The sequence below is a fragment of the Mesorhizobium sp. dw_380 genome, assembly GCF_018588885.1.
Lineage (GTDB): Bacteria > Pseudomonadota > Alphaproteobacteria > Rhizobiales > Rhizobiaceae > Mesorhizobium.
Genome location: NZ_JAFFIW010000168.1, coordinates 1 through 260 on the forward strand (window position 1 = coordinate 1; position 260 = coordinate 260).

Sequence of the window (260 nt, forward strand, 5' to 3'; positions counted from 1 at the left end):
TACGCCTGCCGCGCATAGGCCTCCTCGTCAGGCGCCGGCAGCGCCTTGCGGTCCAGCTTGCCGTTCGGCGTCAGTGGCAATGCTTCCAGCACCACATAAGCCGCCGGCACCATGTACTCCGGCACAAGATCGCTCAGATGCGTCCGCAGCACCGCCGCAAGATCATCACCGGCTTCATCCCGTGCCACCACATAGGCGACCAGGCGCTTGTCGCCAGGCGTGTCTTCGCGCGCGATCACCACCGCCTCGCGCACCGCCGG

Annotated in this window: 1 protein-coding gene; it reads right to left on the reverse strand. The window is 67.3% G+C overall.

Annotated features, from left to right (window positions below; genetic code table 11):
* The coding region (locus JT360_RS33395; RefSeq protein ID WP_214477757.1) for an AMP-binding enzyme at positions 1-260 on the reverse strand (260 nt) is incomplete at both ends.